This is a genomic window from Hymenobacter polaris (assembly GCF_012927305.1).
Classification (GTDB): Bacteria; Bacteroidota; Bacteroidia; order Cytophagales; family Hymenobacteraceae; genus Hymenobacter; species Hymenobacter polaris.
On the sequence record NZ_JABBGH010000003.1, the window covers coordinates 665595 to 682627 of the forward strand.

General features: G+C 64.2%; 18 protein-coding genes and 1 riboswitch. Of the genes, 13 read left to right on the forward strand and 5 right to left on the reverse strand.

All coding sequences use genetic code 11. The features are described from left to right. Positions 1–29: 29 nt before the first annotated feature. Positions 30–788, reverse strand: a complete 759-nt coding sequence (locus tag HHL22_RS19370; protein WP_169533037.1) for a YqjF family protein — start codon at positions 786–788, stop codon at positions 30–32. A gap of 86 nt (positions 789–874) precedes the next feature. After that, positions 875–1201 carry a rhodanese-like domain-containing protein gene (locus tag HHL22_RS19375; RefSeq protein WP_169533038.1) on the reverse strand — a complete coding sequence of 109 codons (327 nt, stop codon included), beginning with the start codon at positions 1199–1201 and terminating at the stop codon, positions 875–877. An 87-nt stretch (positions 1202–1288) separates the two neighbouring features. Between HHL22_RS19375 and pnuC the strand changes: the two genes are divergently transcribed. The 4 genes from pnuC (at position 1289) to HHL22_RS19395 (ending at position 4217) form a co-directional block, all read left to right on the forward strand. Next, entirely contained in the window at positions 1289–1957 is a 669-nt protein-coding gene (gene pnuC, locus HHL22_RS19380) for a nicotinamide riboside transporter PnuC (RefSeq protein WP_169533039.1), read from the forward strand. A 102-nt stretch (positions 1958–2059) separates the two neighbouring features. After that, a complete protein-coding gene (locus HHL22_RS19385) occupies positions 2060–2626 on the forward strand; it encodes an LbetaH domain-containing protein (RefSeq protein ID WP_169533040.1) in 567 nt (188 codons plus the stop codon). A 37-nt stretch (positions 2627–2663) separates the two neighbouring features. Beyond that, positions 2664–3191, forward strand: coding sequence for an AAA family ATPase (locus tag HHL22_RS19390; RefSeq protein ID WP_169533041.1), 528 nt, complete (start codon positions 2664–2666; stop codon positions 3189–3191). A gap of 144 nt (positions 3192–3335) precedes the next feature. Further along, positions 3336–4217 (forward strand): aldose 1-epimerase family protein, encoded by an 882-nt coding sequence (locus HHL22_RS19395; RefSeq protein WP_169533042.1) that lies wholly within the window; start codon positions 3336–3338, stop codon positions 4215–4217. Between the two features lies 1 nt (position 4218). Here the strand turns inward: HHL22_RS19395 and HHL22_RS19400 are convergent, their stop codons facing one another. Together HHL22_RS19400 and HHL22_RS19405 are read right to left on the reverse strand one after the other, a co-directional pair. Beyond that, entirely contained in the window at positions 4219–5781 is a 1563-nt protein-coding gene (locus HHL22_RS19400) for a DUF4139 domain-containing protein (RefSeq protein ID WP_169533043.1), read from the reverse strand. Between the two features lie 241 nt (positions 5782–6022). Continuing rightward, positions 6023–6226: a hypothetical protein gene (locus HHL22_RS19405; RefSeq protein WP_169533044.1), complete on the reverse strand. Its 204-nt coding sequence runs from the start codon at positions 6224–6226 to the stop codon at positions 6023–6025. Positions 6227–6586: 360 nt separating this feature from the next. After that, positions 6587–6690: riboswitch (TPP riboswitch) on the forward strand. Positions 6691–6754: 64 nt separating this feature from the next. Between HHL22_RS19405 and HHL22_RS19410 the strand changes: the two genes are divergently transcribed. The 4 genes from HHL22_RS19410 (at position 6755) to HHL22_RS19425 (ending at position 11828) form a co-directional block, all read left to right on the forward strand. Beyond that, entirely contained in the window at positions 6755–9241 is a 2487-nt protein-coding gene (locus HHL22_RS19410; protein ID WP_241738183.1) for a TonB-dependent receptor, read from the forward strand. Positions 9242–9396: 155 nt separating this feature from the next. Further along, a complete protein-coding gene (gene modA, locus HHL22_RS19415) occupies positions 9397–10170 on the forward strand; it encodes a molybdate ABC transporter substrate-binding protein (RefSeq protein ID WP_169533046.1) in 774 nt (257 codons plus the stop codon). A gap of 165 nt (positions 10171–10335) precedes the next feature. Beyond that, positions 10336–11019: a molybdate ABC transporter permease subunit gene (gene modB, locus HHL22_RS19420; protein WP_169533047.1), complete on the forward strand. Its 684-nt coding sequence runs from the start codon at positions 10336–10338 to the stop codon at positions 11017–11019. Beyond that, on the forward strand, positions 11016–11828 hold the full coding sequence (locus HHL22_RS19425) for an ABC transporter ATP-binding protein (protein ID WP_169533048.1): 813 nt from the start codon (positions 11016–11018) through the stop codon (positions 11826–11828). The genes modB and HHL22_RS19425 overlap by 4 nt, the downstream gene beginning before the upstream one ends. A 10-nt stretch (positions 11829–11838) precedes the next feature. Here the strand turns inward: HHL22_RS19425 and HHL22_RS19430 are convergent, their stop codons facing one another. Continuing rightward, positions 11839–13584 carry an APC family permease gene (locus HHL22_RS19430; RefSeq protein WP_169533049.1) on the reverse strand — a complete coding sequence of 582 codons (1746 nt, stop codon included), beginning with the start codon at positions 13582–13584 and terminating at the stop codon, positions 11839–11841. Positions 13585–13740: 156 nt separating this feature from the next. Between HHL22_RS19430 and HHL22_RS19435 the strand changes: the two genes are divergently transcribed. From HHL22_RS19435 to HHL22_RS19455, 5 genes are all read left to right on the forward strand, one after another. Continuing rightward, complete coding sequence (locus HHL22_RS19435; RefSeq protein ID WP_169533050.1) at positions 13741–14976, forward strand: acyl-CoA dehydrogenase family protein; 1236 nt, start codon at positions 13741–13743, stop codon at positions 14974–14976. A 5-nt stretch (positions 14977–14981) separates the two neighbouring features. Then, positions 14982–15335 (forward strand): hypothetical protein, encoded by a 354-nt coding sequence (locus HHL22_RS19440; RefSeq protein ID WP_169533051.1) that lies wholly within the window; start codon positions 14982–14984, stop codon positions 15333–15335. A 124-nt stretch (positions 15336–15459) separates the two neighbouring features. Beyond that, complete coding sequence (locus tag HHL22_RS19445) at positions 15460–16056, forward strand: acyl carrier protein (protein WP_169533052.1); 597 nt, start codon at positions 15460–15462, stop codon at positions 16054–16056. Positions 16057–16126: 70 nt separating this feature from the next. Further along, positions 16127–16450 (forward strand): hypothetical protein, encoded by a 324-nt coding sequence (locus HHL22_RS19450; protein WP_169533053.1) that lies wholly within the window; start codon positions 16127–16129, stop codon positions 16448–16450. 173 nt (positions 16451–16623) lie between these two features. Continuing rightward, positions 16624–16965, forward strand: coding sequence for an HIRAN domain-containing protein (locus HHL22_RS19455; protein ID WP_169533054.1), 342 nt, complete (start codon positions 16624–16626; stop codon positions 16963–16965). Positions 16966–17033 lie beyond the last annotated feature (68 nt).

Below are 17033 nucleotides of genomic sequence, written 5' to 3' on the forward strand. Positions count from 1 at the left end.
CCCAAAGGTAGCGGCGCCGCCGCTGGCCCTCACACCCGCCGCAGGCGCCACAAATCGACGTGCAGCGGCCCGCCCGCCAGCAGGTGCGGCGCCCCGGTGGGCGTGGGCAGCCCGTGGCCGGCCAGCAGGTCGGAGCGGTAGTCGAGCAGCTCGGCCCGGCGCAGCGGCCAGGACTGGTGCGAGATGCGGCCCCGGTACAGGCGCTCGCCCCGGCCGGGTGCGCCCCCGCCGCTGGCCGCGTACAGGCAGTAGCGTTCGGTCAGAAAAAACTCGAGCGAATCGGGTGCGGGCGGCGGCAGTAACTCGCCCAGCTGCCAGGTGGCGGCAAACTCGGCGGCGGGCGCGCCGTTGTGCACGCGGTGTCCGGCGTAGTGCAGGCGCTCGGGCCCTAGGCGCTCTAGGCGCAGCTGGGCCCGGAAGTAGGGCAGGTGAAAGAAAGTGCGCGCCGCCCACACGGCTAGAGCGTTGGTGGCATCAAGCGAGAAAAACCACACGCCCGGCACGCCGTCCAGGTGCACGTAGGTGCGCACGTTCAGTTCCAGAAACTCGCGCACGCCGGGCACGGGCGGCGTCACGAGACTGCGCACATCCCACATCCGAAACGGCACTATCCCAATCCACGCCTGCCCCTCGAAGGTATCAACCTGCAGGCGCGGCGGCAGGTGCGCCTGAATGACTTCGGGCGGCACCGGCCAGTGCATAAACAGCAGGTCGCCCCAGTCCTGGTGCATCAGCGGGCAGCGGGCGGGGCGCCGGCGCTGGGCAAGGCGTTGGGCGAGGGTGGGCATAGTCTTTGGTAAGGCGTGATTAATCGTTTGTCATTGCTTCGCAGGCTCGCCATGACAAACGCCCTTGCGTAAGTCCTTCACTCATACTAATAAACCGGTATCGCAGGGTCGGCCTCGTGGCTGTAGGCGTCGATGCCGCCCTTTAAGTTAAGCACATTTTCGTAGCCTAGGCGCTGCTGCAAGTACCCCAGCGCCTGGGCCGAGCGCACGCCGTGGTGGCAAATGAGCACCACTGGGCCCTGGCGCCGAATTTCCTGGGCGGCGCGGCGGGGCAGCTCGCCCAGGGGCACGAGCTGGCTGCCGGGCAGGTGGCAGTAGTCAAATTCGATGTCCTCGCGCACATCAATGAGCTGGATGTCGTCGCCGGCGGCGAGGCGGGCGTGCAGGGCGGTGGGGGTAATCTCGGGCAGCATAGCGCCGCAAAAGTACCCTAGGCCCACGCAGCGCCGCCCCGGCAACTGCCGGGCGGGCTACCTTGCGCGCAGTTTGCTTGCCGCTCCATGCCGTTTTTGCTCGATGCCGCCGCGCCGCTGCGCGAATTTGCCGCCGCCGTACTGGGCACCACCGACCCCCTCGAGATTACCGCCGTGCTCACCGGCATTGCGTGCGTGGCGCTGGCGGCGCGCAGCGTCATCTGGAACTTCCCGGTCGCCATTGTCAGCTGCGGGCTCTACATCGTGGTGTTTGTGCGGGCGCGGCTTTATTCGGATGCGGGCTTGCAGCTGGCCTTTATTGCGCTGGCCGCTTACGGCTGGTGGAGCTGGCTGCAACGCCGGCGCCCGCTCGCCACGCCCGGCCCGCACCCTGAGGCTACCGAGCCCCAGGTGGCGCCCATTACCCGCACGCCCGCCCGGCAGTGGGGGCTACTGCTGGCCGCCGGCGCCGCCTATGCCCTAGGGGCCGGCTACCTCTTTGCCCGCTACACCAACGCCGCCCTGCCCTACTACGACAGCACCACTACCGCCGTGAGCCTGGTGGCGCAGTACCAGCTCTCGCGCCGCCAGCTCGACAACTGGCTGCTCTGGATAGGCGTGGACGTAGTGTACGTGGGCCTGTACTGGAGCCGGGGCCTAGCCCTCACCAGCCTACTCTACATTGTGTACCTGGCCCTGGCCGCCTACGGCTACTGGCAGTGGCGCCAGGAGTGGCGCGGGCAGCCTAAAGGGTAAGTAGTTTGCGGAGCAAAGCGTTATGATTTAGTTAATACGATATTTTGCGGCCTATTTAATGGCCAACACCGATTCAGCACCTGCCTAAACGTGCACTAAGCCATGAATCAGGACAAGGATATTTTTGCCCGGATGCTCGCCGGCGGTATAATTCAGCCCGATGACCCGCAACTACCAGTAATGTGGGAGGCGGTAGCGCGCGCCATCCGGCTGTCGCCTGCCCTCAATGCCTTCACCAGTATCGACGAGAGTCGGACGCGGCTCGGCGAATTAATCGGCTGTGAGGTTGACCCCAGTACCGTATTGTTCGTGCCCTTCTTCACCAACTTTGGCCGGCATATCTACCTGGGCAAAAACGTGTTCATCAACCATGCCTGCTCCTTCCTCGACTTAGGGGGCATCACCATTGAGGACAATGTGCAAATCGGTCCTAAAGTAAACCTCATCACCGAAAACCACCCCCTGGAACCTAGCGCACGCAAGGCGCTGCATCTGAGTGCCATTGTGGTGCGGCGCAATGCGTGGGTAGGGGCGGCCGCCACTATTCTGCCAGGCGTTACGGTGGGTGAGAACGCGGTGGTAGCGGCCGGCGCTGTCGTGAATAAAGACGTGCCAGCCAATACCGTCGTGGGCGGCATTCCCGCCCGAATCCTTAAAACCATTGCGTAGAAACTAGCGGTTCGTCGCGGCCGCTCTAGTTTGTCACTTGAAAATCTCCCTCACCGGGCCCGAATCGGCGGGCAAATCGACCTTGGCGGCGCAGCTGGCCGCCCACTACCGCGCCGCCTGGGTGCCCGAGTACGCCCGCGCCTACCTCGAAGCGCGTGGCGCCGCCTACACCCTGCCCGACCTGGAGGCCATTGCCCTAGGCCAGCTGGCGGCCGAAAACGCGGCCGCGGCTACGGCCGGGCTGCTCTTCTGCGACACCGACTTGCTGGTGATTAAAATTTGGGCCGAGCACGCCTTTGGCGCGTGCCCGCCCTGGGTGTTGGCCGCGCTGCGGCAGTCGCGCTACGCCCTCACCCTGTTGCTGGCCCCCGACCTGCCCTGGGCGCCCGACCCCCTGCGCGAGCACCCCGACCCCGCCCAGCGCTGGCATTTCTACAACCTGTATAAAGCCGATTTACAGCGCTTGGGCTGGCCTTTCGTAGAAGTAGCAGGCCCATCCGCCAGCCGCCTGGCGGCCGCCGTGGCCGCTGTAGATAAGCTGCTGGCTAGGAATTGTGCCACTTGAACGTCATTCCGAGCCGGCGAGGAAGCTCGCTAGTGCCGCATAGGGTACGTTTAGGGGTTATTGCCTATTAGAGAACGAGCTTCCTCGCCGGCTCGAAATGACGTTCTTTTACTGTTGCTTGATACTTGCCAACTGCCCCCGCTTATGAACCACTCCCTCGCCAACGACCACTGCCGCGCCACCGTCGCCACCCACGGCGCCGAGCTAACCAACCTGGTAGACCTGGCCAGCGGCCGCGAATACCTCTGGCAGGCCGATGCCGCCTACTGGGGCCGCCACGCGCCGCTGCTGTTCCCCATCGTGGGCAAGCTGCCCGATGACACCTACCTGCACCAAGGCCGGGCCTATAAGCTGCCGCAGCACGGCTTCGCCCGCGACCACGAGTTTCAGCTGATGCAGGAGGCCGCCGATAGCCTCACGTTTCAGCTCCTGCCCAGCGCCGAAACCCTAGCTAGTTATCCGTTCGAGTTCGACTTGCGCGTGACCTACACCCTGCGCGGCCGCACGCTGACGGTGGCGTGGCTAGTGCGCAACCCCGCCGCCAGCGGGCAAGAGCTGCTCTTCAGCATTGGGGCGCACCCGGCCTTCAACTGCCCCCTAGGGCCCGGCGAGCAGTTCAAGGACTACGCCTTCCACTTCGACCACCCCGTAACCCTGCGCCGCCAGCTGCTGCAGGGCGGCCTGCGCAATGGCGAAACCGCCCCGGTGCTCGACCACCAAACCCAGCTGCCGCTCAGCTACGAGCTGTTTGCCGAAGACGCGCTGGTATTCAGTCACTTCGATTTCACGCGCCTCACCCTGGGGCTGGCCGATGGCACCGGCCCCTTCGTGCGTCTGCGCTTTGACGGCTTCCCCTACCTGGGCCTGTGGACCAAGGGGCCCGGCGCGGCCTTTGTGTGCGTAGAGCCCTGGCAGGGCGTGGCCAGCCCCCTAGGCCCCCCGCAGGAGCTGCGCGACAAGGAAGGCATCCTGAGCCTAGGGCCCGGCCAGGAGTTTGCCACTAGCTATGAAATAGAGATTGGCTAACCTACCGGAATTTTGGATTGGAGATGCGCACGCGGTGATTGATGATTTCCACCTGCTTGTCTTTGGGGTAATCGACTTGGAACGTGAACACCAGGCGCTGATTGGTGCCGGGCGGCAGCGTGAGCAGCCAGGTGAGCTTGCCGGTGCGCTTATCTAGTTCAGCCCCGCTGGCTTCGAGCACCTTCACGTCAATCTCCTTTTCCTCCGAGATGGGCACCTCGTCGAGTAACCGCAGGTGCACGGTTTCGGCGTGGCGGTTGAGCACGTTGAGCTGGTAGCTGAGGCGCACCCGGCGCTTGTCGCTCAGCGGCACGTTGCCGCTGAAATCTTCGAGTTTGGCGCGGCCCACCACCAGTTGCGGGTCGGTGCCCAGGGTCACTTCGAGCGAGTCGTTGAAAGCCCGGTCGTCGAGGTCGGTGCGGCCCACATATACGCCGTCGTGGTACACGCTGGCGCGGTCGGGCAGCTGCAAGCCTTCCCAGCCGCTCACCTTGGTTTGGAGCACCACCTGCTCCGACACGCGCGGCACGGCCAGGTATTCGGGGTGGGCCGGCAGGGAAACCGGGGGTAGGGTTAGCTCGCGGCGGCCGCCGGAGGCTAGGGTGATTGGCTCGGGCACCTCGTAACGGGTGCCCTGCGTGGCCAGGGCACCCGAGTGGCCCTTGGCGGTGCCCTTCACCACGTACTCGTCTACGCGCCCCTCGCCGTTGTGGTCGCCGCCGTCGAAATCCAACTCCCAGGGAGTTAGCTCGGGCCGCTTCACGTCGGCCACCTCGTAGCGCATCAGCACCACCGGCAGGCGCTGCCAGTCGAGGCCAGTGCGATTGCTAAGCCGGCCGCGGGTGACGAAGCGTACCGCGCGCCCGCTGGCGTCGGCCCGGATATCGAGCGCAGGAAGCCAGGGGCTGCGATGGTTGAGGAAGTAGTGCAGCGTGAGCGTCACCATGCCGGCGTGGGCAGCCCGCACCACCAGCACCTGCCGGTCGCCGCTGCTGGTTTGGCTGGCGCGGGGCTGCACCTGGGCAATGTCCGTTTTAAGAACTGCCAGGCGCGCCTCCGCGCGGCTGGTTTCCTGCTGAATAGTTGGTAAGCGCTGGCGCATGAGGGCGGCCCCGCGCTGCACCTCGGCGCTCCAGTTGGCCTGCGTGCCGGAGGGCAGGGTTTGGTTGGCCAGCAAAAAGGCTTTTTCCTGCTTTAGCCCGTCCAGCTCGCCTTCCAGGGTGCGCTGCTCGGCGGTGGCCCGGCTCAGGCTGTCGGCGGCAGTGGGGTAGAGGGGCGTGGGCGGCGGCAGCTGCTCATCGTCGTCGTCAATAAACAGCAGCTCGGCTCCTTCGCCCCATTGCGCTTCCAGGTCTTCCGTGCCGAGGCGGGGCGAGAGGCCGCTTACCACCACCCGGTTGAGGCCGGCCGCCAGCGCCACGGTAGCCCGGTGTTCCAGCGCCGTGCCGTTGAGGTACACCGTGGCGCGGGTGAGGGGAGGCTTCACGGCCACGCGGTTCGGAACAGACTGGGCCAGTAGGCTGGCCGGGGCAGCTAGTAATAAAATGACTAAGCGAGTAAACATAACGCAAGCAGCCAGACAGATGGCCCGGTAAAGTTGCGCTTAAAGGAGGCTTCGCTTGGCAGTTGGCGCGCTTGATATTCTGCTATTTAGAAAAATATATAGTTACGTATAAACTGCTCTTGGAAAAAGCCTATTAGGAAAATGGCCTGCCGCAAAGCTTCTAAACGCAGGCGGCGTGGGCTGCCCGGCCTAATCTGCCGGGCAGCCCACGCCGCCTGCGTGCCTAGTCCACAGTTGGCCGCTACGCCTCCACGGGGCGGCGCGGGCGGTTGTAATCAGGCTCCCAGTCGTTGATGGGGCGCGAGATGCCGGGGGGCAGGTCGAGGTCGGGCAGGCCGGGGTCGTGGGGCTCGCCGCCGCCGTCATCGTCGCCCGAGGAGGGGGGCGGCGGGGGCAGCGTGCGGCGCTTGGGCACCACCATAAACAGCGTAAACGTGGCCAGCATAAGTAGGGCAAATAATAGCTGATGCATAACCTGAAACGATAGAAAAACGCGCTAAGTGGGTAAAAACCAAGAGCAGCAAACAGGCCGCCGCCGCCGGCACTGGTAAGAGGGCCAACGCAAACGGGCGGCTTGGTGTTGCGCCCCGCCCGGCCTAGGGGCTAAGTTAACTGATACCTAGGAAAAAGGAAAGTATTAGGCATGGAGTAGGACGAGTTGCCCTCGCTTTTTAGCACCCTGGCGCAAGCGCCCCGCCCTGGCCCCCCGCTCAGAGGTAGGCACTTGCGCCGGGGCCCTGAAAGCCTATTTCAATAGTTAGTGGGCGGGCGTAAGCAGTTTAGGGGGCCTAGGGTCTATCTTTGCCGCCATGTTTAGGGGTGCTGGCGTTGTGCGCGACGCCGGCTGAGATTACACCCATTGAACCGGAACCGGGTAATGCCGGCGTCGGGAACGAACCAATCCGCGAGCGCTTCCGCCCACGCACCGACCCCTGGGGCGCGGGCGCGTTTTATCCTTTCCGCACCTACGTTGTTGAAAAAGTACTTTTTACCGGGCGTGGCGCTGCTGGCGCTGGCCGCCCCGGCGTGGGCGCAAGGCCCCGTTAGCGGCACCATCAGCGATGCCCGCACCGGCGAGCCGCTGCCCGGCGCCACCATCTTGCTCGACGGGGCGGCCCTAGGGGCTACCTCGCCGGCCGGCACCTACAGCCTGGCCAGCGTGCCGGCCGGGCCGCACGAGCTGCGTATCACCTTCGTGGGCTACGAGCCGCTGGTGCGCCCGCTGCAAGGCCAGCCCCAGGCCCAGCGCCTGGACGAGCGCCTGCAGCCGGGCGGCGTGCTCACGGGCGAGGCCCTGATTGTGGGCACCCGCGCCAGCGACCGCACCGCCACCGTGTATACCGACCTGGGCAAGCAGGCGCTGGGCAAGCGCAACTTCGGCCAGGACCTGCCTTACCTGCTCGACCAGACGCCCTCGGCCGTGGCCTCGTCGGATGCCGGGGCGGGCGTGGGCTACACCAACCTGCGCATCCGCGGCGTCGATGGCACGGGCATCAACACCACCATCAACGGCGTGCCCCTGAACGACCCCGAAAGCCACGGCTCGTTTCTGGTGAATCTACCCGATTTGGCCTCGTCCATCAACAGCATCCAGGTGCAGCGCGGGGTGGGCACCAGCCAGAACGGCAGCGCCGCCTTCGGGGCCAGCCTCAACATCTCGACCCTGGAAAACCGCCGCGAGGCCTACGCCGAAACCCAGAACAGCTACGGTAGCTTCAACACCTGGAAGAACAACGTGAGCTTCGGGACCGGGTTGGTGGGCAAGTACTTCACCTTCGACGGCCGCCTATCGCGCATTGCCAGCGACGGCTATATGAACCGGGCCAGTTCGGACTTGAAGTCGTACTACTTCGCCGCCGGCTACCAGCGCGGCAGCACGCTACTCAAATTCATTACCTTCTCGGGCCGCGAGAAAACCTACCAAGCCTGGAACGGCGTGCCCGAGCCGGCCATTACCGGCAACCAGGCCCAACTGCAGGTATACCTCGACAACGGCGAGCTAACGGCCGACCAGGCCGCGCGGGCCCTCACTGAGGGCCGCCGCTGGAGCTACTACACCTACCCCAACCAAACCGACAACTACCAGCAAAACCACTACCAGCTGCACCTCTCGCAGGGCCTGGGCTCGGATTGGAGCCTAGGGGCCGCCCTGCACCTGACGCGCGGCTTTGGCTACTACGAGAGCTACCGCGCCAACCGGCGCTTCTCGGCCTACAACCTGCCCGACGTGGTGGTGGGCGCCGACACGCTGACGCGCACCAACCTCATCGACCGCAAGTGGCTCGATAACTACTTCTACGGCGGCACCTTCGCCCTCAACTACCAGCCTAGGGCCAATGACAAGCTGCAAGCCACCCTGGGCGGCGGCTGGAATAAGTTCGACAACGAGCATTACGGCGAAATCATCTGGGCCCAGTACGCCAGCACCAGCTTTCCGGGCCAGCGCTACTACTACAACCTAGCCCACAAAACCGACTACAATGCCTACGCCCGCGCCACCTACCAGGCCCTGCCCTGGCTGGGGCTGTACGCCGACGCGCAGGTGCGCCACATCCGCTATGCCATTGATGGCGTGGAGGATGCGCAGCAGGACGTGACCACCCGCGCCAGCTACACCTTCTTCAACCCCAAGGCCGGCGCCACCATTAGCCTGGGCCACGGGCAGCAGCTCTACGGCAGCTTCGCCGTGGGCCAGCGCGAGCCGGTGCGCACCGACTTCACCGACCGCCAGCCCGGCTACGCCCCCGCCCGCGCCGAGCGCCTCAACGACCTGGAGGCCGGCTACCGCTACAGCCGCGCCGACCTGGCTTTCCTAGGGCCCAGCACGGCCGTAAGGCTGAGCGCCAACTACTTCGACATGACCTACGTGAACCAGCTGGTGAACACCGGCCAGCTCAACGACGTGGGTACCGCCCTGCGCACCAACGTGGCCAACAGCTACCGCCGCGGCGTGGAACTAACGGGCTACGTAGCAGCGGCCGATAAAATCAGCCTCAGCAGCACGCTCACGCTCAGCCGCAACCGCATTCTGGACTACCGCGACGTGACTTACGACGCCAGCTACAACCCCGTGGTAGCCGCCGAGGGCCGCAACACCGCCATCTCATACTCGCCCAGCGTGGTATCGGCCCACACGCTGGAGGGCCAGCCCCTAGGCGGCCTGCGCCTGGCCCTGCTCTACAAAACCGTGAGCCGCCAGTACCTCGACAATACGGAGAATGTAAACCGCAGCCTCGCCGACTACCAGGTGCTCGACCTGCGCGTGCGCTACGCCCTGCACCCCGGCTTCGTAAAGGAGCTGGAGCTGGCCGTGCTGGTGAGCAACCTGCTGAACGCCCGCTACTCGGCCAACGGCTACACCTACAGCTACCTCGGCGCCAGTGGCAATTCCGAAACCTTCAACTGGTACTATCCCCAGGCCACCCGCAACTTCCTGGCCTCGGTAAATGTGCGCTTCTAGACCGCAGATTTAACGGATTACACGGATTACGCAGCTACGCCTTGCTGCATAATCCGTGTAATCCGTTAAATCTGCGGTCTAAACCTAGGGCCTACCATCGTTGTATCTTCGGGGATAGTACGTCCGCACCACGCGGGTGTCGCCTAGTTTGTTTGATGCTTCGCGTTCTTCTTTTTCTGACCTTAGGGCTCAGCGGCTGGCTAGGGGCCGCCCGGCCGGCCCCGGCTGCCCGCCCCAGCGCCCCGCCCGTTACCATTGCCGCCGCCGCCGATTTGCAGTACGTGCTGGACTCGCTGGTGACCATCTTCAACCGCCAGCACCCGCAGCAACCGGTAACGGTGGTGTACGGCTCGTCGGGCCGGTTCTACGAGCAGCTGACTCACGCCGCCCCGTTTGATATTTTCTTCTCGGCCGATAGCGACTACCCGCGCCGCTTACAGCAAGCCGGCCTCACGGCCGCCGCGCCCGTCGAGTACGCCCAGGGCCGGCTGGTGCTCTGGAGCCGCAAGCTGGACCCTAGGGCCCAAGGCATGAATACCTTGCTCGACCCCCAGGTGCGCCGCATTGCCATTGCCAACCCCGCCCACGCGCCCTACGGCCGCAAAGCCGAGGAAATCCTGCACCACTACCAGCTCTACGACCGGGTGCAACCCAAGCTGGTGCTGGGCGAGAACATCGGCCAGGCGGCCCAGTACGCCGCCACCGGCGCCGCCGATGCGGGCCTGCTGGCGTACTCGCTGGCCCTCAGCCCCGAGCTGCGCCGGGCGGGTCGGTTCTACCTCATTCCGGCCACCGCCCACACGCCCCTGCACCAAAGCTACGTGCTGCTCAAGCGCGCCCAGGGCAACGCCACCGCCACCGCCTTCGCCAGCTTCATCGGCAGCCCAGCGGCCAAGGCAGCGCTGAAGAAGTATGGGTTTGGGTTGTAAAAATTTGAAAATAATCAAAGCAAAAAAGCACGTCATGCTGAGCTTGTCGAAGCATCTCTACCGCGCAAATAGACCTAATCGTTAGGATTACTTGCGCGGTAGAGATGCTTCGGCAAGCTCAGCATGACGTGCTTTTTACAGCTACTGCTACTACTTACACCGCCTATGCTTCCCCCCGACTACTGGCAAACCCTGCGCCTGACCTTGGCCCTGGCCGCCAGCACCACCGGCATCCTGCTGGTGCTGAGCGTGCCCGTGGCCTACGCCTTGGCCTACGGGCGCTGGCGCGGCCGCCCGCTCGTGGAGGCCGTCGTGAGCCTGCCGCTGGTGCTGCCGCCTACCGTCATCGGCTACTACCTGCTGCTGGTTTTCAGCGACAGCACCGCCCTAGGGCGCTTCCTAATTAATAACTTGGGCTGGGAGCTGAACTTCAGCTTTCCAGGCATCCTGGTGGGGTCGCTGGTGTACAGCCTGCCATTTATGGTGCAGCCGCTGCAGGCCGGGTTTCAGCAACTGCCGCGCTCGCTGCCCGAGGCGGCCTACACCCTGGGCAAGTCGCGCCTGACGACCCTGTGGCGGGTGCTGCTGCCCAACATGCGCCCGGCCCTGCTCAACGGGGTGGTGCTCACATTTGCGCACACCCTAGGGGAGTTTGGGGTGGTGCTGCTCATTGGCGGCAACCTGCCGGGGCGCACCCGCGTGGCCAGCATCGCCATCTACGACGAGGTGCAGAGCCTGCGCTACGCCGAGGCCAATGCCTACGCCCTCACGCTGCTCGCCCTGGCCTTTGCGATATTGGTGGCCTTGTTCTGGCTGGTGCGCAAAAACGCCGCCCACTTGTCCGCGTGATTGACTTCCACCTCCGCAAAGCCCTGCACACCGCCGCCGGCCCCGGCCACCTCGACGTGGCCCTGACCCTGGCGCCCGGCGAACTGCTGGCCCTCACCGGCCCCAGCGGTGCCGGCAAAACCACCCTGCTGCGCCTGCTGGCCGGCCTCGACCGCCCCGACGGCGGCTTCCTCACGGCGGCGGGCCAGGACTGGTACCGCGCAAAGCCGCGCCGCTGGCTGCCCCCCCAGCGCCGCCCCCTAGGGCTGGTTTTCCAGGACTACGCCCTGTTTCCGCACCTGACGGTGCGCGAGCAGCTGGCCTTCGCCGCCGATGGGCAGCCTGATAATAAGCAGATTGTCAACGAGCTGCTGGCGATGCTGGAGCTAACCGAGCTAGCCGGCCAGCACCCGGCCCAGCTCTCGGGCGGGCAGCAGCAGCGGGTGGCGCTGGCCCGCGCCCTGGCCCGCCGCCCCAGGCTGCTGCTGCTCGACGAGCCCCTCTCGGCCCTCGACCTGCCCACCCGCCTGCGCCTGCAAGCCGCCCTGGCCGAGGTGCACCAGCGCTTCGAGCTGACTACCATCCTCATCAGCCACGACCCCACCGAAATAGCCCGGCTGGCCACCCGCGTGGTGGAGCTGGCGCTGGGCCAAGTGCGCCGCGTGGGGCCGCCCGCCATGCCCGCCCCCAGCCTGCGCGGCACGGTGCTGGCCGTGCTGCCTGCGGGCCGGGCGCAGGTGCAGCTGCCCGGCGGCGCCGTAATAGAAGTGACCCTCGGGCGGGCAGCACGGGTAGGAGAGGAGCTGGAACTGAGCGTGACAGTAGCCTAGGGAGCTACCGCTAAATAATCAGCCGCACGCCGCCCAGCTCCGAAATCTGGTAGGGAAATTTATCGCCGGGCGAGCCAATGAACATGAAGTTTTTCGGGATGTGCCACTCCTCCGACAGCTGCGTGATGAGGTCGGGGCCGAAGGTGCCGGGGCGCGTCACGAAGTCTAGGTGGATGTTGGGGTAGGCGCGGTCGAGCACGTGCAGGTCGTTGAGCAAGTCAGGGGGCACTTGTTGGCCGTTTTGCAGCAGCATCACAATCTTAAGGCGGTTCGTGAATTCGTTTTCCTCCACATAGGTCATCACCTTATTGAGGTTGGCCACGTTGTCGCCCTTTGTAAAGTACACGAACTCTTGCTGGTTTAGCTCGCGTAGCTGCCGCCGGATGCTGACCTGGCTGCTAATAGCCAGCCGCCGAAACCGCTCGTAGAACGAGGTAGCGCCGGCCAGCACGAAGTTGAGCAGCGCAATGCGCTCGAGCATGGCGTAGACGATGAGCGCCGCCGGAATGAAATACTGCAAAAAGACCACCAGGTAGCCGGGGTTCTTTTGCACGTTGCCGTAGAGGCCCAGCAGCACCCCCAGCAGGGCCAGAAACACGCTGAACACGCCCGCCCGCACCGGCCGGGGCAGCTTGGCGCGCTTTACTTTCAGCAGGAAATTGCCGAGGGCGAAAAACGCCATTACCGACAAAAACGAGATGGTGTACACGCCAGCCAGCGTTTCCAGCTCGCCCTGCGTGATGGCTAGAATGGACAAACACAGCCCGAAGAAAATGGCCAGGATAATGTAGTTGGCCCCGCGCCGGTTTTCGCGCAGGAAAAACTGCGGCCAGATGCGGTCCAGGGCCATGCGCTTGATGAGGCCGCTCACGCCCACGAAGCTCGTGAGCACGGCCCCGGAGAGCACCGTCACGGCATCGATGGAGATGACCGTGGCTAGCCAGGGGCCGCCCGTTTGCTGGCCCAGGTACGAGAGCAGGGTTTCCTGGTGCTCGCCCACGGTAGCCAGCGGCACCACCGCCACGGCCAGCAGCGCAATGACGGGGTTGAAGAAGCTCACCACCACCCACATGTTGCGCAGCGTTTTTTGGAACACGCCGGGCGCCTGCTCCTCCACGAAGTTGGCCGAGCTTTCGAAGCCCGAGATGCCCAGCATAGCCGCGCTAAACCCTAGAAACAGCGCCACCAGCAAGCTGCCGCCCACCACCGGCTGCTGGTAGTTGAGGTGCAGCGTGGCAAGGCCGTGCTGGGCCACAAACCACGCGCCCGAGCCCACCAGCAGCGTGAGCGCCGCCAGGTGAGCCACAAAAATAACCACCGCCACAATGGCCGACTCCGACATGCCGGCCGAGGTAAGCAGCAGAAAAAACGTGAGCAACCCCGCCGTGGCCCACAGCACCGGCACGTGCGGCACGGGCGCGATGAGGTAGAGGTAGTTCATGGCCTCGCCCGCGCTCAGCACCGCCGTGGCCATGTAGGAGAGGATGGTGAGGCAGGCCGCGATGGCGGCATTGCTCTTGCTAGTGGTGTTGAGCAGCACGTTGTAGGCGCCACCGTTGAGGGGCAAAGCGCCCACCACCTCGCCGTAAATCTTGCGAAACAAATACAGCAGCCCGGCCACCAGTAGTAGCGCCACCCAGGCGTACTGCCCGGCAAAGCCAATGGAGAGCGCCGACACGTAGAGGCACGACGAAGAAATGTCGTTGCCGCAAATAGCCGTGGCCTCCAACTCATTAAGTTTCTTCTCGTGGGCCATGCTACCTAGGGGTGAACTACTGGTGAATACGTGGCAGGTGTACGGGAACCGCCGGGATTAAGGCGGGCCGCAGGAAAAGCCGAGTGGCCCGCCCGCTGCCTGGCGCCCCCTACTGGCCGCTAGTATCTTTGCTTAAACCTCCAGTTCCTCCCGCCCATGTCCTCCATCGCCGACGTTCTCTCGCCCGAAGCCAAAGCCCACACGCCCCAAAAAGGCAGCACTAACGCCAACGGCTTCACTGATTATTTCGACCTCGATGGGCTGCTGACCGAGGAGCACCTGCTCATCCGGCAGACCATGCGCGACTTCGTGAAGCGCGAGATTTCGCCCTACGTGGAGCAGTGGGCGCAGGCGGCGCACTTCCCAAGCGAAATCGTGCGCAAGTTTGGCGAGGTCGGCGCCTTCGGGCCCACCATCCCCACCGAGTATGGCGGGGGCGGACTCGACTACCTCAGTTACGGGCTGATAATGCAGGAGATTGAGCGCGGCGACTCGGGCATGCGCTCCACGGCCTCGGTGCAGGGCTCGCTGGTGATGTTTCCCATCTACCAGTACGGCTCGGAGGCGCAGCGCCGCAAGTTTCTGCCCAGGCTGGCTAGCGGCGAATGGCTGGGCTGCTTCGGCCTCACCGAGCCCGACCACGGCAGCAACCCCGGCGGCATGACGACGCGGCTGACCGACGCCGGCGACCACTACGTGCTCGACGGCGCTAAACTCTGGATAAGCAACTCGCCCGAGGCCCAGGTGGCCGTGGTGTGGGCCAAAAACGAAGCCGGCCGCATCAAGGGCGTCATCGTGGAGCGCGGTATGGATGGCTTTACCACCCCCGAAATCCACAACAAATGGAGCCTGCGCGCCAGCACCACCGGCGAGCTGGTATTCGACGGTGTGAAGATTCCGAAGGAGAACGTGCTGCCCAACATCGACGGGCTAAAGGGCCCCCTGTCCTGCCTCGACTCGGCCCGCTACGGCATCGCCTGGGGTGCCATCGGCGCGGCCATCGACTGCTACGAGTCGGCCCTAAAGTACTCGTTGCAGCGCGAGCAGTTCGGCAAGCCCATCGCCAGCTTCCAGCTGCAGCAGCGCAAGCTGGCCGAGATGATTACTGAGATTACCAAAGCCCAGCTCATGGCCTGGCGCCTAGGGGTGCTCAAGAACGAGGGCCGCGCCACTAGCGCCCAAATCAGCATGGCCAAGCGCAACTCGGTGCACATGGCCCTAGGGGTAGCCCGCGAGGCCCGCCAGATTCACGGCGGCATGGGCATCACCGGCGAGTACCCCATCATGCGCCACATGATGAACCTGGAGTCGGTAATTACCTACGAGGGTACCCACGACATCCACCTGCTGATAACGGGCGCGGATATTACGGGTATCCAGGCATTTAAGTAGATAGAATGGATGCCGAATTAGTTAGTTATCTGCTAAAAGAGCACGTCCACCGATTATCGCGTCTTGATAAGTTTGGCTTTCATATTGCGCTGGGTGATATAGAGCCGGATAGCAATCAGTTGCAAGAGTGGAGTAATCGGATGTGGCCAAAATTGGTGGCCCACGGATGGCAGCTAGACGATGAGGCTAAGCAATATTTTCTGGCAGGTAATAGAGAGGCATTTCGGGAGTGGCTTGCTGAAAAGTTATATCAAGAACACGGCGGTGGAGCGCTGCTTAACAACTGCCCCAATTGCCATCGCCTAGCCCGTACTTTCCGCGCCCGGCAATGTAGGTACTGCGGCCACGACTGGCATTAATTCCACACAGTTTAGAGCGGGAGTAGGGGCGAGGCTCGCCCCCGCTCGTCGTTGAACAAGTACTGGCAGGCGGCGGGGGCGAGCCCCGCCCCTACTCCCGCTCTAAATTTATAGCCCCCTATCTATGGGCCTCGACACGGTAGAGTTAGTCTACAGCTTTGAGCAGTATTTCAACCTCGACGTACCCGACCCAGTAGCTGAAACTCTCTACATCGTAGGCGATGTAGCCGCCTATTTCAGCCAGCGCCTAGGGGTGGCCGGGCAGCGCCACTCGGCCGCCCGCGAGGCGGTGCAGCAGCAGTTGAGCGAGCTGCTAGCGCTACCGCTTGCTGCCTTCGACGAGGGCAATACCACCACGCTAGGGCAGTTGCTGCCCGATGCGGCGGCGGTAGCCAGCTTCCGGCGCCGCGCCAGTAGCTGCGGCCTGGCGGTGCCCGACCTGGCCGACGACCGCCGAACAGGGTCGGCGGGCCCGTCGTTCTTTGAGAAGCTACTGGGCCTTACGCCGCTCCCGCCGCCCGTGCCCTGGCCCGCTCTTCCCCTGGCGGCGCTGGCCGACTGGACGGTGGTGGCCAACTACGAAGCGCTGCTGCCTAGGCCCCCCACCAGCGAATATGAGGTAGAGCGCGCCGTAGTGGGCCTGACGAGTGATAAGTCGGGCGTGCCGGTAGAGGACATCGCGTTGAGTAGCAGTTTTACCAATGAGTTGGGAATGGATTAAAACGGGAGAGCCATAAACGCCCGACGCCCTAGGGCCGTATAGTCTGCCATACCATTTCCTTTTCCCACACATGGCAACCGACCACGAAAACGCCGAAAGCCGCCGCCAAGAGCGCCGCGACGAAGCTAACAAAGACTATCGCGAGCAAGGCGACGACATGCGTCAGGGCGGCCCCGACCCCGACCTGCCCCACCGCATGCGCTCGCGCCCCGGCGACGGTAACTACGACCCCAACGTGCAAGCCGAAGATGGTACCAGCGATGGCGTAGCCGCCAAAGTGGGTAGCAGCGGCCAGAACGCCACCAAGCGCGCCGGTGAGCACATCGACGACGGCAATAAGGCCCCCGACCGCCTCGACGAGCGCAATGTGGCCGGCGGCGACATCAAAGACTAAGCAGCAGGTTATATAAAGGACGTCCTGCTGAGCTTGCCGAAGTATCGCTGCCGAAAATCCTAGGGGGGCGGTAGCGATGCTTCGGCAAGCTCAGCAGGACGTCCTTTTACAAAGCGGCTAACCATTAAAAAGCCTTACTTTTAGCCCCCGAACGACCCTCAAAACCCGCTCTCATGGCCGATTCCTCGCCCCTCGTGCTGCTCGAATGCCTCGTGGCCGGTACCTCGCACCGCCCCGAGCTACCCGCCTTTGAAAAAAAGCTCAAAGTAGGCCAGACCCTACGCCTCGTGCGCGAGCCCGACAGCAAGTACGATGACTGGGCCGTGCAGGTGCACGCCGGTGCCGCCGACGATAAGAATAGCTACTGGCTGGGCTACCTGCCCGAAACCCGCAACGAAACTGTGGCTCGCCTGCTCGACGCCGGCTACCCCCTCGGCGCCCGCCTGGCCCACAAAGCCTGGGAAGACGAGTGGCTGCACCTAGAGATTGAGGTGCTGTGGGCCGATAAAAAGTAGCTTTGCTATCCCTATCGGGGAGCTTTTTGCTAACTAATGTGGTTAGCTTACTGGCCCGCCCGGCGGTG